The organism is Pseudomonas sp. SWRI81, assembly GCF_014268545.1.
Lineage (GTDB): Bacteria > Pseudomonadota > Gammaproteobacteria > Pseudomonadales > Pseudomonadaceae > Aquipseudomonas > Aquipseudomonas hamedanensis.
Window position 1 is genome coordinate 25,048 of sequence record NZ_JABWQS010000043.1, and the last position, 12,827, is coordinate 37,874.

13 protein-coding genes are annotated in these 12,827 nt (G+C 60.1%); all 13 read right to left on the reverse strand.

Features of this window, described 5'->3' with window-relative positions; all coding sequences use genetic code 11:
• Positions 1 to 352: 352 nt before the first annotated feature.
• Entirely contained in the window at positions 353 to 1,147 is a 795-nt protein-coding gene (locus HU765_RS21915) for a DNA adenine methylase (protein WP_186622903.1), read from the reverse strand.
• A gap of 150 nt (positions 1,148 to 1,297) precedes the next feature.
• Positions 1,298 to 1,840, reverse strand: coding sequence for a lysis system i-spanin subunit Rz (locus HU765_RS21920; RefSeq protein ID WP_186622905.1), 543 nt, complete (start codon positions 1,838 to 1,840; stop codon positions 1,298 to 1,300).
• The gene (locus tag HU765_RS21925) at positions 1,822 to 2,385 is read right to left on the reverse strand and encodes a glycoside hydrolase family 19 protein (protein ID WP_186622907.1); all 564 of its coding nucleotides are present in this window, start codon (positions 2,383 to 2,385) and stop codon (positions 1,822 to 1,824) included. Before HU765_RS21925 ends, HU765_RS21920 begins: the two co-directional genes overlap by 19 nt.
• A 49-nt stretch (positions 2,386 to 2,434) precedes the next feature.
• Positions 2,435 to 3,484 carry a contractile injection system protein, VgrG/Pvc8 family gene (locus tag HU765_RS21930; protein ID WP_186622909.1) on the reverse strand — a complete coding sequence of 350 codons (1,050 nt, stop codon included), beginning with the start codon at positions 3,482 to 3,484 and terminating at the stop codon, positions 2,435 to 2,437.
• A 90-nt stretch (positions 3,485 to 3,574) separates the two neighbouring features.
• A complete protein-coding gene (locus HU765_RS21935; protein WP_186622911.1) occupies positions 3,575 to 3,781 on the reverse strand; it encodes a tail protein X in 207 nt (68 codons plus the stop codon).
• A complete protein-coding gene (locus HU765_RS21940) occupies positions 3,756 to 4,601 on the reverse strand; it encodes a phage tail protein (protein WP_186622913.1) in 846 nt (281 codons plus the stop codon). The genes HU765_RS21935 and HU765_RS21940 overlap by 26 nt, the downstream gene beginning before the upstream one ends.
• 9 nt (positions 4,602 to 4,610) lie before the next feature.
• A complete protein-coding gene (locus HU765_RS21945) occupies positions 4,611 to 7,265 on the reverse strand; it encodes a phage tail tape measure protein (protein WP_186622915.1) in 2,655 nt (884 codons plus the stop codon).
• A 150-nt stretch (positions 7,266 to 7,415) separates the two neighbouring features.
• Positions 7,416 to 8,015: a phage tail assembly protein gene (locus tag HU765_RS27110; protein ID WP_186622917.1), complete on the reverse strand. Its 600-nt coding sequence runs from the start codon at positions 8,013 to 8,015 to the stop codon at positions 7,416 to 7,418.
• 11 nt (positions 8,016 to 8,026) lie between these two features.
• The gene (locus tag HU765_RS21955; RefSeq protein ID WP_186622918.1) at positions 8,027 to 8,530 is read right to left on the reverse strand and encodes a phage major tail tube protein; all 504 of its coding nucleotides are present in this window, start codon (positions 8,528 to 8,530) and stop codon (positions 8,027 to 8,029) included.
• A gap of 13 nt (positions 8,531 to 8,543) precedes the next feature.
• A complete protein-coding gene (locus tag HU765_RS21960; protein WP_186622920.1) occupies positions 8,544 to 9,710 on the reverse strand; it encodes a phage tail sheath family protein in 1,167 nt (388 codons plus the stop codon).
• Positions 9,711 to 9,813: 103 nt separating this feature from the next.
• On the reverse strand, positions 9,814 to 10,257 hold the full coding sequence (locus HU765_RS21965; protein ID WP_186622922.1) for a phage tail assembly chaperone: 444 nt from the start codon (positions 10,255 to 10,257) through the stop codon (positions 9,814 to 9,816).
• 2 nt (positions 10,258 to 10,259) lie between these two features.
• Positions 10,260 to 12,224, reverse strand: a complete 1,965-nt coding sequence (locus HU765_RS21970; RefSeq protein WP_186622924.1) for a phage tail protein — start codon at positions 12,222 to 12,224, stop codon at positions 10,260 to 10,262.
• Positions 12,225 to 12,827, reverse strand: a complete 603-nt coding sequence (locus HU765_RS21975; RefSeq protein WP_186622926.1) for a phage tail protein I — start codon at positions 12,825 to 12,827, stop codon at positions 12,225 to 12,227.

Below are 12,827 nucleotides of genomic sequence, written 5' to 3' on the forward strand. Positions count from 1 at the left end.
TACACCCATTGCCCTAATCCCCGACCGCCATATACACCCCTAGCCCTAGTACCTACAAGGTGATGCGGGCGCATACACATTCAGCCCTACTACAACTTCCCTGAGTGGAGTCGCGGAAGCAGAGGTAATTAATTTCGATCAACCATTGACGAATACCGCAATAAACATCTAGTTTAAAAACAGATCGACCTACTCCTTTCCGCTACCGCGCCCAAAAGCGCGGCATGTTTCTTTGCGAGAATAAAAAATGAATGTTCTGATTCTTCTAATGGCGACTGTCGAGTTTCTTATCAAACTCACCGAACTGTTGCAGCTCTGGGGCATCGGGTGTCCTGGGTATGCCCCATGGTGATCAGAACAATCCGCCCAACTCTGCTGGCTCCCAATTCATGATTACTAGCTCCCCACTGACTTCAGCCTTCCCCTGTCGCTGGTTGGTCGTGGTGTAGCGAATGTCCAAGGTCTCGAAGTGGAAGCCTTTGAACACGCGGCGGATATCCGGATGGTCGTTGATACTGACCATCACTTTGCCTTTGCAGCGGCGCATGAAGTCGGCCATCCGTTCGTAGTTCTCGAACGGGAAGTCCACTCCATAGCCGGCGGTCTGCCAATAAGGCGGATCCATGTAGTGGAAGGTGTGGGCACGGTCGTAGCGTTCAGCACATTCAAGCCAAGGGAGGTTTTCGACGTAGGTGCCGGACAGGCGCTGCCACGCAGCCGAGAGGTTTTCCTCGATCCGCAGTAGGTTGATGGCCGGGGCAGTCGTCGCCGTGCCGAACGTCTGACCCGAGACCTTGCCGGCGAAGGCGTGGTGCTGCAGGTAGAAGAATCGGGCGGCACGCTGGATATCGGTGAGGGTTTCGGGGCGGGTCATTTTCTGCCATTCGAACACCTGTCGAGAACTCAGCGCCCATTTAAACTGGCGCACGAACTCTTCAAGGTGGTTCTGCACGACGCGGTAAAGCGTGACCAGGTCGCCGTTAATGTCGTTAAGGACTTCGACCGGCGATGGCTGGGGCTTCATGAAGTAGAGCGCGGCACCGCCGGCAAAGACTTCGACGTAGCATTCGTGTGGCGGAAAAAGCGGAATGAGGCGGTCGGCCAGGCGGCGTTTGCCGCCCATCCAAGGGATGATGGGTGAAGACATTGAGAGCAAGACCTTTACTGTATATATAAACAGGTGCTAGGCTCGCCGCGCTTTGTGCACGGAGCAAGAGCCTTGGCTGGACTTGCAGGGACCATCTGCAGGGACGGCGGTCGATCCGGATGTTGACGCATCTGGACCGGCCGCTCTTTTTCACTTCGGTGTTGAGACTTCTTTGGCGTATGCCTGACAGGCCGCGAGGGCAATCAGCCCCCGGTCGCCGTCGTCGGTGACGCCGATAATTCGTTGAGCATGCGCTGGGTCAAGTTCGGCTCTTGTGGGGCCATGAACCACGCCGCCGGTGGCGGTGGTGGCTGACAGCGATCCGTTGCCGGCGCCGGTGGTGGCGTCGAGTAGGACTGACAAGCGCAGATCAGCAGTGGCAAGGCGGTCGCGCAGGCGACCTTGATCACGTTGGACATCGCTCAAGGCTCGATAATGGGTCTGTTCGCTGGTAGCCAAGCGCTGCTCGAGCGCGAGGCGTTTGTCCTGTTCGGCACGCTGCTGCGCCACCGTGGCCAGGGCCAACTGGTTAAGGGTTTCGGTGTGGAGTCGGGCCTGCTCTGCGAGCTGTTTGCCGTAGCGCCAATCCTGTACTTGCCAGGTAACGGACGCAGAACCACCGACCAAGACGATCAGCAGCACTCCTTTTGCCAGTAGCCGATACGGCGCCGGGATCAGTTCGCCGAGACGCATAGCACCGCCCTCGCCCGCCCCCACAACTCCAGCCGATCTTGCAGGCCATTGAGGCCGCCGTTGATCCGGCGGGTGATCGTGTTGAATTCGTTTTGATCGGCCAGCGCGTTCAGCCCATTCACCGACCAGAACCATGCCGCCGACTCGGCAGCCCACTGCGGCAGCTCCAGGAGTTCAGGCGTGCGCAGCAATCGCTCGTCACCGAACAGCGCCAAGCTGCAGCGCAGGTAATTGTCGTGGCCTGTGACCTGGATCAGGCCGCGACCGCGATAGCGCTGGCCATCACCATCTGCTGCCGGCGTGTTACCCAGTTTTGCAGCCAGGTTGCCGGTGTCGTATTTGCTCAGGTACTGATCGCCGCCCAGTTCCCGGACGTACTGCAACTGACCCGACTCGTGACCGACTTGCGCCAGAAACGCGGCTTGGCGCTTCGGCGTGTTGATCTGTCGATGAGCCATGGCTGCGTTGAGGGCGGATACAAAAACGCCCGCTTGGCGGCGGGCGTTGGGCATGATGCTTTGCAGTTTTTGTTCAGTGATGGACATACAAACTCCAGACATAAAAAAACCGCACTCAGGCGGCAATGGGATAGGGTTACTGCTTCTCGATGTTCACAACCTTGAGGGGTGGTTTCGGCCCTTTCTTTTTCTTGCCCTTGGATTTACCGGCTTTGCCGGCGTTGCATTCGACCGTGGTCGACCAGCCGGACTGGGTGAACACCTGCTCGACCGAATCCGCCAGGTATTCACCATCAAGCCCGACCTTGAAACCCTGAGCGATGATGGGACGCTCTGCGAAGATGTCCGTGCGGCCGGGCATCTCAAGCCGCACATCCGCGGTTGAGCGATTGAACGCCGACAGACGGGCCTTAGCCGCCGCTTCAGCAGCGGTCTTATTTGGGTAGATATGGCGGTCGGTATGCACTGCCGGCAGGCCGTCCGGCGCATCATCATTGTCGATGGTGACCACCGCGAGCTTGCCGTTCTTTTTGTCCTGATGTTTGGCGGCCACCGCTTTGTGCGAATTGCGATCACCGAGACTGAACTGCCAGCGGCTGAGGTCGCGTCGGGTCAGGGTAATGGCGCCAAACGCCTTACCACTGGCAGTCTGGCCACCTTGGCGCGGCATCACCAGCAGCTTGCCGTCGGCCACCTTGGCCGTGCAGTCGTATTGCTTGGCCAGACGGGTGATGAAATTAAAATCAGACTCGTTGAGCTGGTCGACCCGGGCGACCTTGGTCGACACCGGACACACCGGCGTCCAGCCATTGCGCGCGGCAACGTCAGCCACGATCTTCGACAGCGGCACGTCTTCCCAGCTTCCGCTACGGATGGTCTTGCCGCTGCCACGCATGTCGCTGGCCTTGCCCTTGATCACGATGGTATCCGGCGGGCCTGACACCTCGACGGTGTCCACGGTGTAGCTACCCATGCGCGCCAAGGTCGTTTCGGCATAACCCAGGTAAATCTCGATTGAGCTGCCACGCCGTGGCAATTGCACTTGCCCATCACGGTCGTCGATACGCAACTCAAACTCGTCGGACTCCATACCCGGCTTGTCAGAGGTACGCAGTAACAACAGCCGATCATTGATCTTGGCCGTGACATCGGCGCCATCGGCGACGATTCGAAACATGGGAGTCATGGATTCTTTCCAATAAAAACCCGCACAAGGCGGGTCAGAAAAACAAGGTGTCGTGAGGCGGAGCGGAACCGGCGAAGGCATCGCCCCGGCTCAATCCCACAAGCTAATGTCCTCACTTGTCGGACTTGGCAGATTTGGCAGGACGATAATCACGCCCGACCGGAACGGCTGAGGCTCATCGGCCAGCCCCTGATTGGCATCGAGCACGGCCTCGACGCTGCCATTCAGATGGCCGTAAACGTTGTTGCAAATGACATCAAGCATGTCGCCATCAGACGTCCTGCATGTCGTCGCCATAGCGCTCAAACTCCAATGTAAAACCCTGTTTGCGAGCAATCCCGCCGTGCAGAAGTGCGGACTGTTCCTCATTGATATTTTTCAAGCACCACGTTCCGATCACTTCGCCATAACCCGTGGTCAGGGTCAGCGGTTGTAGCCCGGACCCAATGGAACGCAGCGTGTCGAGCTGCTTTAAACCGCCCTTGAAGCCCGGGTAGATCGTGCCTTTGAGCGTTAACTTTTCGTCGCCCATACCAACGGCCTGCTTTGCCGGCCGACGCGACAACCGCTCCTGCGAAGCCCAGCGGAATTCGGTCGAACGGCTCAGCTCGTCGAAAGCTGCCGTGTCCAGGTTGAAGTAGTACGGCTCAATCTTCGGATCGCGCGGCTGAATGATCATCAGGTGGGGAAACGGCTTCACCGCCTCCGGCGCCGGCGTGGCGTCCGCGGCAAAGGAACTGGTGGGCACGATGTTGGCCAGCGCCGGGCTGACTTTGCCGGCGACGTTGTTGATCGCCGTGGCCGCCTTGCCCGCCTGTTCCTTCAACGTCCCTAGCCGCTCCTGCACCTCGGCGGCCGCCCGAGTGGCGCGGCCGTACACCGCTACCACCTGACCGACCTTGGCTTGAGCGGCGTCGACGCCGCGCATCACCCGCTGAAGTTTGGCGCCGATGGCCGGGCCAACAATCGGGATGTTCTCCAGCTCGGACGCGGCGCCTGTCAGTTCGCGAATCGCACCGTTCACCGGGGTCAGCATGCCATCCGCGCTACGCCGCCCGGTTTCCGCTGCCTCGACCAGGTACTTCAGACTCGATTGCATGCTTTCCATATAAGCCATGAGGCCTCCTTACACATGGGGTTCGTCGTACAGCTTGGCGGCATTCTGCTTCGCAGCGCCTTCCATCATTCGCTGCATGTGCGGCAGCAGATCCTGTGCCAGGCGCTGCGGATCTTTGACATCACCTTGCACCGTGACCGGCATGTTCAGCGAATACTGAAACTGCTGATCCACTTTGGCCGGCACCGGTTTTTCTGACTCTTTGGGCTGAATCGCCATCGCCGCCGACTTGAGCGGCGCCGTTACCGCCATCGAGCGCGCGACATCCCCCAGCACCGGGCCTTGCTGCGCCGCAGACGCCATCATGAGCGGCGTGGTCGGCACCGGCGCCTTCGCCGTTTGCTCGGGCTTTTGATCCTCGCCACCGAACAGCGACTTACCCAACGATCCGCCCAGTGCCGCACCGCCTTGACTGCCGAGGTAGGCACCGATCAGACCGCCAATGGCCGTACCGATGATCGGTACCACCGAACCGATGGCAGCACCAGCTGCTGCACCCGCCATGGTGCCGGCCAGGTTGCCAGCGGCCGCACCGTAGCCCTCGGCTTTTTCATCCTTGGTCTTGGCGTTTTGAAAGGTTTCAAAAGCCATCGCGCCGGACTCCAGCAGCGTGCCACCAGGAATGGCCTTGGCCGCCTTGCCGACCTTACCGACCGTTTCTGCGACGACGCCGAGCTTGGACAATGCTCCACTTGGAACGGAAGGGCCTGATGGGACCGAAACAGGGGGACGTGAAACCGGTACAGGCGGCCGTGAAACCGGAACAGGTGGACGAGGCACAGACGGGCGAGGGCCTCTCGAACTCGGCAACGACCGGCGCCGAACACTGCGCCTTGCCCCACGTCCACGTCGGCGCGATTCGCCCGACGCATCCACACCGCCATCCATAGCGCCGGCATTGACGACAAAAACCTTTTGGATGCCGTCGTTACCTGCATCACTTGCAGTACCAAGGCCACCGCCCGTTGCCGCTTCCTTAACCCGCGAAACAACATCCAGTCCAGTCGCTACCAGATCAAGCTCCCCGGATTTTTTATGGCGGGCTTCGCTCCCACCCCGGCCACCGCGCGACCCACGCGCAAGGTTTAGCAGCCCCTTGCTGATCTTGATCGTGCTGAAGATACCTTTTAAGGCGATCAGCCCCGCCCCGACCGTGGCGATACCGGCAACTACCCCAGGCGCGCTATCAGCCAGCGACGTAATGCCTTTAGTAACCTTGGTCAACGACTCGGCCACGGTGTCCGTCACCGGGCGCAGCGCATCGCCGATGCTGCGCATTGCGTCATCCATCGACTGGGCCATCTCGGCCCACTTCTGCGACGACGACTCACGCCGCTCGGCGAGGTTTTTATCGAGGATCCCGGTCGCGTCGCGCGAATCATTTTTGAGCTGGCTGTACAGCGCCTTGTTCTGCATGTAGGCCGACAGCGCGGCCTTGACTTGCATGTCGGCGAACAGGTCGCCGGTGCGCAACGATTCTTCCAGCGAGGCCATCATGGCCTTGGCCTTTTCTGGATTGGCCTGCTCGCTGATCTTTGCCGTGGCCTCGGCCATTTTCGCCGCGCGCGCCGGATCGGTGGCCTGAATGTATTTCTGAGCCAGCGCCATACTGGTCTCAAGCGTCGACATTCCGTTTTGCAAGCCGGTCTGCATCGACCCCTTGTAATCGATCCCGGCTTTTTCGTAAGCCTTGACCGTATCGGTCGAACCGATTTTGCCCATCCAGTTTTTCAGGTTGTTGGCCGCTTCGTCCGAACTGCCGGCCTGCTTCATCTGAACCTGCAACATGGCGCCCAGTTGCGTCACCGCATCCAGGCCGGTGATGCCGTTGCTGGCCATGTTGGCCAGCAGTTCCGGGAACCACTTGGCCATGTCGGCCGCTTCAAAGCTGCCCGCCTGACCTTGGTAGGCGATCGCTTCCAGCGCCTGCTGCATCTGCTTGGGGTCGGTGATCTTGGCGTTCTGCCCCAAGGCGTTGATCATCTTCGCCGTGTCGACACCGCTGGATCCCTGCCCCACGACAAACTTGGCCGCGACAGGCGCGTATTCCAGCGCCTTGCTCAAGTCCATGCCGGCGCCGACCAACTGATTGACCACGTCGGCCACATCGTTGCGCGCCATGCCGGTGTCGCGTGAAGTGTCGATGATCTTGCGCGACATCTCCTGTTCTTGCGGCTTGTTGGCAATGCCGGCCTTGATCGCGATGTCACGGACAATCGCGCCAAAGTCAGCGCTGACCTTGGTCGGCACCGCCATCGCACCGACACCGACCACCGCCGCACCGACGGCGCCCTTCATGCCGTTTACGCCAGAATCAATCTGCTGATGCCCCTTGGCTTTCAGCTCGGCTTTGCTGGCCGTCTGCCCCATCGAACGATAGGCTTTTTCCAGCCGCCCGACCTCGACCCCCTGTTTTTTCAGGCTGTCGAGGTTTGAGTTCAAACGGCTGAGTAATTTGGACGCACCGGCAGCGCCGGTGTCGTGAGCCTTTTTCCACTCTTCGCGCAGGCGGATGGTGTCGCCAATCGTGCGCTGCAGCACGCGCGCTTTATTGCCTTCTGCCTCAAGGCGCTTGATGCGCCCGGTCACGTCCTTGAACGCGCCGCCGACCGTGGAACTGACGGCGCCGCCGATCACCAGCCCGAGGGCGAGTTTGTTTGCCATGTCATGGCCCTCATGTGCCCAGAACTACCGGTGGCGGCTCAATCCGTGAGCCACCACACCATGTCCGCGAACGGCATCGACTGGATCTCGGCGGCGGAAAATCCGGTTTCCGCCGCCAGACGCTTCGCCGCCGACTTGATCACGCTGGGGTTAAAGCCCGTCGTCGTTGTCCATGCGAAAATAGCCGGCCTGCAAGCGGTTAAAATCCACCAGCTTCAGCCCCTCCAGATCCGCGACAGGCGCACCGGACAACGCAGCAAACAACACCAGCTCGCGCTGCTCATCATCGCCACCCACTTCACGGTTCGCCGCCCGCACGTCGCCCACGGTCGGCGAACGCAAGGCCAGCTTATCTACGGTCACGCCGTTGATTACACTCGGACACGACAGCGTCACCAGCACCTGATCGGTGGTTAGCGACAACCACGCCGGCATCGAGTCCGAATAATCGGTTTTCGGTGCCAGGTGCGAATACGCCGTTTGCACGCGGCGATAATCGGTCAGCTTGAGGCCTTCCAGATCCTTCAGTCCGACCTCGGCCAGACCTGCGAACAGCATCAGTTCGCGCTGTTCATCGTCCCCGTTGGCTGCGCGGTCGGCCGCCCGCACCTCACGCACGGTCGGGTTGCGCAGGTTCAACGTCTCGACGTCGATGCTGTTGGCCTTGCTTGGACGGGTCAACGTTACAACAGCGCCGAGTGCACTGAGCGACAGCCAGGCCGGCAGGTTTTTAGCGATTGCTTGAGTCATCTGAATCTTCCTTACAGGCCGAGCGCGTTGCGCACTTCGAGGAGTTGGTCCTTGCCGTCGATCACCTGAATACCGGCGACCATGTCGATTTCGTACATCAGGCGCCCGTCGACTTCGAGCTTGTAGTAGGTGACCGCAATCGCGTGTTTGATCTCGGCCGGATCACCGGCTTTCCAGTCACCCAGATCGATCTCTTTGAGCCGCCCCCGCAGAGTGGCAACGACCGCTGTCACCGCGCCCTTTTGGCCCTTGAAGGCACCCCGAAAGGTGGCATTGAACGCCGTGCCATCGGCCAGACCGAAATACTTCAGCGACTCACGGCGCACGCCCTTGGTAACAAAAGACGCTTCCATTTTTTCAAGACCCTGATCCATCTCGATGGGGCCGGCCATGCCGCCCCCGCGATATTCGTCTGTCTTGGTGGTCAGCTTGGGCAACGTCAGGCTCGGCACGTCGCCGGAGAAGTTCACGCCGTCGACGAACAGGTTGGTGTTGAACAAGGTTTGAGGAATCATTTGCTACGCCCCCTTAGGCTGCTTCAAGCACTTCGGTCATCCACTGATCGGTGACTTCGAAAAGGAAATTCGGGTTTTCTGCCGGCGGCACGTCGGTGAAACGGATACGCCAGTACACCTTGCCCTGGGCGATCTGGCTGGCCGTGTTCAGTTCGGTGTCGGGGAACACTTGAAAGTTGATGATTGCGCCCTGGGCTTTCAGGTCAGCCATGAACGCATCCAGACCGTTGGTGACATCGGTCACGTAGGTCTTGGTGATCGAGCGGTCGACCGCCCACTTATGCCCAGCCTGCACCGCGTCCATGAGGATGAACAGCGTGCGAACGCGGGTCACGAACGCCCACTTCGGATCGCTCGACAGCGTGCGGTTGCCCCACAGGCGGTAGCCGTCATCGCGAATGATCGTGGTGATATTGGCGTTGTTGAGCAGGTTGGCCCGGCAGGTCTCGTCGCCGTCCAGGTACTCGACCGCGCGTCCCGTGCCGGTGATGCCGGTAAACTCCTTGTTCGATGGCGACGCCCAGAAGCCGTACTCAGCGTCCGTCCAGGCAAACAGACCTGCCGCCCAAGCCGAGCCGGGCGCGTCGACCGTCGAGCTGGTAACGGTGTCCCAGTATTTGACGCCCGGGTCGACCATGAACAGGTTGCGACTGCCAAAGTTCTCAGCGTAGGCAATAGCGGCCTCGTCGGTCGTACCAGGGCCGTCGATGATGCCGATAGCGCGCAGCTTCTGCGCCACGCTGTCGATGGCCGTGGCCACCGCCTGAGTCGCCGTATGGCCCGGCGCGATCAACAGCCGCGGCTGCGCGTTGAACAGGCTCTTACCGTCGAGCAGCGCCTGCAAGCCGGTACGCTGACCCGAGGCCAGAACGCCGCCAATGATCGCCGAGGTTTGCAGCGCAGCGTCTTCCAGCTTGGGGACACCAATGGCGACGATCACCGCCTTGGCTTTGACGTAGACGGCCTGACAGGCCTTGGTGATCGCCGAATCAGCGCCGAAGGCGGCAATGGCTTCGCGCTCGGTGGTGATCAACTTCAACTCGCCGGCTTTCGCCGTACCGCCGCCGAGAACGCCCGGGGTGAAGGTATCGCACAAACCGATAATCGATGACGATGGTAGCGAAATAGTGCGCGCGCCGGTGTCGACCGATGTGGTCGTGACGCCGTGGAAAAAACTCATAAGGGTCAGTCTCCAGAAACGAAAAAGCCCCGCTTAAGCGAGGCTGTGAGGGTGTTCGTGTTACGCGTAACGGAAAATAAAACGCCCCGTCAGTGCGGAGCGTCTATTGGGTTTGCTCGATCAGCCAAGGCGGCGCGACCGGGCGGTGTTCGGCGAGCGGGAACTGATTCCCCTGCGGCCAGTCGCGTAACTGTCGGCGGTAGGCCTGCAACTCCGTGTACTGGTCGGCCGTGAGTGAAGTTGCGCCGCCCTCCTCGATCTCGTCGCGGTGTCGGGACACCAGCGGATCCGTCAGCGCCAATCGCGTATCACGCCAGGCGCGCTCAGCAACGGCCAGCGCCTCCGCATCTAAAGGTGGCGGGTCAATCAACACCGGCTGACCGTCGGGCCGGGACGACAATTTCTTGGGGCTGTTCGACAATTCAATCAGCAGCGATTGCCAAACACTCGCGGACACTTCGACCACGTCCGCCGGCATTTCATTGCCATGCATAGCCACCGAATACGCTCCGCACTCTGACGGACTGAAATAGACTTTCTCATTCATACTTAAACCCCTATTGCCCGCCAATACACTACCCATCCCGGAAGCGCGGCACCGTCCTTGTTGTTCAGGCGGAGAGTGCAACCGTTTCTTGTGTCGGTTCCGTAAACAACAAGAGGCATAAGCCCCGAGCTGCCTGTATGCGTCGCACTGATACAGCGCATCGCTGTCGGAAACGACATGGGATAGGCAATGTAAATCTGGCCGTTAGCATCAGTGGTGCCCATCCCCCATTGCTCTACCGCCCCGCTTGGATGTTTTAGCCAACCGGCGACGGCCGAATTCAGGGCGAACTCTGGTGAAAATTTCAGAGCCGATGTGCCAGAAATAAAGTAATTCGTGCCTTGTAATACCAGCTCTACCGAAGAGCCGGGGGGAACGACCAAACTGGTCATTGGCTGCGTTGCAATCACCCCCAAGGTATCTCCAGCAGCAGGCACAATCGTCGCTGAAGCCGAGCCGACGTTTTGCACCGTGATCGAGCTTCCGACTGGTGTTGAGCCAACAGAAGAAGGCGGCAGCGTAACCGAGAAGGTGGTTCCCGAATTTAGCAGCAGCAATTTTCCGAAAACACTGGCGGTTAACGTGGTGTTGGCATTCGCGATAGCTGCTCCCGCGTGATTGCCTAACGCCCTCTGCACAAACTCCGTAGTCGCCAGCGCCTTACCTGAGTCGAACTGCGGTCGCGTGATGAAGTTGGCTCCCGACATGACACCAGCGAAGGCGAGCGCAGCCGTTCCCCCCACCAGTCGCCACTGATTTTCCAGACGGATGAATTCAGCCGTGTCACCCAGGGCGAGGACCAACGGCCCAGCCACACCGGTCGAGGTGTACACGACGTCAGCGCCGGCCGGGACAATTTTCAGCCCACCATTGCCGGCACAAACAAGCGTGATGGTAGCGGCCTGCGCGACACCTGCCGTCGGCGGCAAAGTAGCCTGAAGCTGCGCGACACCGGAAAAGCTGTGAAGGCCGCCGACGTGCACGTCCGTCAAAACCAAGCTCGCGGCGTTCGTGGTGAAGCCCGAGAACTCGACACCACTACGCTTTACAAACTCCGTCGTCGCAATTGACTTGCTGCCGTCGAATTGTTCCGGCGTCGGGGCCGTGGGGTTCCCGGCAAAGCTTGGCGAAAACAGCCGGGCCAAACCATCTGTAATGTCCTTGAACGTGAGCGCCGTGGTGCCCACGACAATCGGACCATCCGTCACCAGTTGCCAGATCGTGTCGGCCTGCGTTGCGCCAGCCTCGATCGCTACCGTCAGATTCGGCGTGACCTTCGCGTTGTTGTCGGCATCCTTGGCCCGCGACCAAGCACCGACAGCCACCACATAAGGGCCGTTATCCTTGGCGGCCGCCTGATTCTTCACCAGCACACGATCGCCGGCATTCAGCGAAACACCGTCCACTACCTGCAAACCGACCAGGGCGATATTGGCCGTGGTAGCCGCGCGTACAGACTGCTTAATGTCGAGCTTGCTCAGTTCTTCCAGAATGCGCGAATCGACATACTCACGCGTCGCCAGCACCACCGACGGGTCGATCTTGAGGCTGATTTGCGCCGTGCTGGAAACAATCAGGTTCACCCGTACCACTTGCGTGCGGCCCGCTCCCTGCGACAGCACTGGCTTGAAGGTCGGCGCGCAGTTGGCCACCGCCACCAGATCACCGTCAGCGTCATACAGCCCGACCTCACGAATCCAGCGCCCACCCTCGTTGTCCGGGATAACCTGCTCGGCGATGATCACCGCCGGGTTGACCGGGTCAATGCGTAGTTGATTCAGCGGGCGGCGGCGCCACTCGTTGATCAGCTTGGTTTGCTTGGCGCTGGGCTGCGGGTCGGTCTCGTTAGCATCGCCCAAGCCCATTTCCGTGATGTTCCAAGGCACGCCCAGCACATTGGCATTCGCCAGCTTGGCCGCCCCCACGTCCGTCAGGATCGCGGAAAACTTTGAATTCGCATCAATCATTTAATAAATATCCATGATGTCTATGGAGTGCTCACAGCCGACCACGCCGAAGCTGCCGGTGATTTCAATGTCCTGCATTTCAGGTGGGTAGATGTCGAGCACATCTCCGTCGTAGAGGGCCACACCGACATTCAAATTGCCTTGAGTTTCGAGGCTGATCGCCAGTCCGGTCAGTTGTCGGCTGACTGGTTTTGCATCGTCAATCAGGCGATCCAGTTCCTGATACATTTCCTCCGTGATGCCGGTATCCAGCACCCCGACCTTCAGCGCGAAGGTGCCCGGCACGCCTTCCGGCACGGTCTGGAACCACTCGACAATCTCGATCAGATAGCCCAGCGGCTCGACCACGCGGCGCAGGGCGCCGATGGTGCCCTTATGTTTGTGGATGTAGTACGACGCCTTGATGGCCGCGCGCTTGGTAGCTTCGCTCCACCGGTAATCCCAGCGATCCACCGACCACGCCCATGCCAGGTGCGGTAGTAAATGCACCGGGCAGGTATCAGCGTTGTAGAGGTCGCGCAGAGGGACAATTGTCTTTTCGAAGAACGCGGCCTCCATGGCCCGTTCCAGTTGTGTGCTGTTGAGCGGCAGGAGACTTTTCAT

Bases quoted from the DNA above. Each gene is read 5' to 3' on its own strand.
- HU765_RS21915 (WP_186622903.1), bottom strand. From the start codon at position 1,147: ATGTCTTCACCCATCATCCCTTGGATGGGCGGCAAACGCCGCCTGGCC.
- HU765_RS21920 (WP_186622905.1), bottom strand. From the start codon at position 1,840: ATGCGTCTCGGCGAACTGATCCCGGCGCCGTATCGGCTACTGGCAAAA.
- HU765_RS21925 (WP_186622907.1), bottom strand. From the start codon at position 2,385: ATGTCCATCACTGAACAAAAACTGCAAAGCATCATGCCCAACGCCCGC.
- HU765_RS21930 (WP_186622909.1), bottom strand. From the start codon at position 3,484: ATGACTCCCATGTTTCGAATCGTCGCCGATGGCGCCGATGTCACGGCC.
- HU765_RS21935 (WP_186622911.1), bottom strand. From the start codon at position 3,781: ATGGCGACGACATGCAGGACGTCTGATGGCGACATGCTTGATGTCATT.
- HU765_RS21940 (WP_186622913.1), bottom strand. From the start codon at position 4,601: ATGGCTTATATGGAAAGCATGCAATCGAGTCTGAAGTACCTGGTCGAG.
- HU765_RS21945 (WP_186622915.1), bottom strand. From the start codon at position 7,265: ATGGCAAACAAACTCGCCCTCGGGCTGGTGATCGGCGGCGCCGTCAGT.
- HU765_RS27110 (WP_186622917.1), bottom strand. From the start codon at position 8,015: ATGACTCAAGCAATCGCTAAAAACCTGCCGGCCTGGCTGTCGCTCAGT.
- HU765_RS21955 (WP_186622918.1), bottom strand. From the start codon at position 8,530: ATGATTCCTCAAACCTTGTTCAACACCAACCTGTTCGTCGACGGCGTG.
- HU765_RS21960 (WP_186622920.1), bottom strand. From the start codon at position 9,710: ATGAGTTTTTTCCACGGCGTCACGACCACATCGGTCGACACCGGCGCG.
- HU765_RS21965 (WP_186622922.1), bottom strand. From the start codon at position 10,257: ATGAATGAGAAAGTCTATTTCAGTCCGTCAGAGTGCGGAGCGTATTCG.
- HU765_RS21970 (WP_186622924.1), bottom strand. From the start codon at position 12,224: ATGATTGATGCGAATTCAAAGTTTTCCGCGATCCTGACGGACGTGGGG.
- HU765_RS21975 (WP_186622926.1), bottom strand. From the start codon at position 12,827: ATGAAAAGTCTCCTGCCGCTCAACAGCACACAACTGGAACGGGCCATG.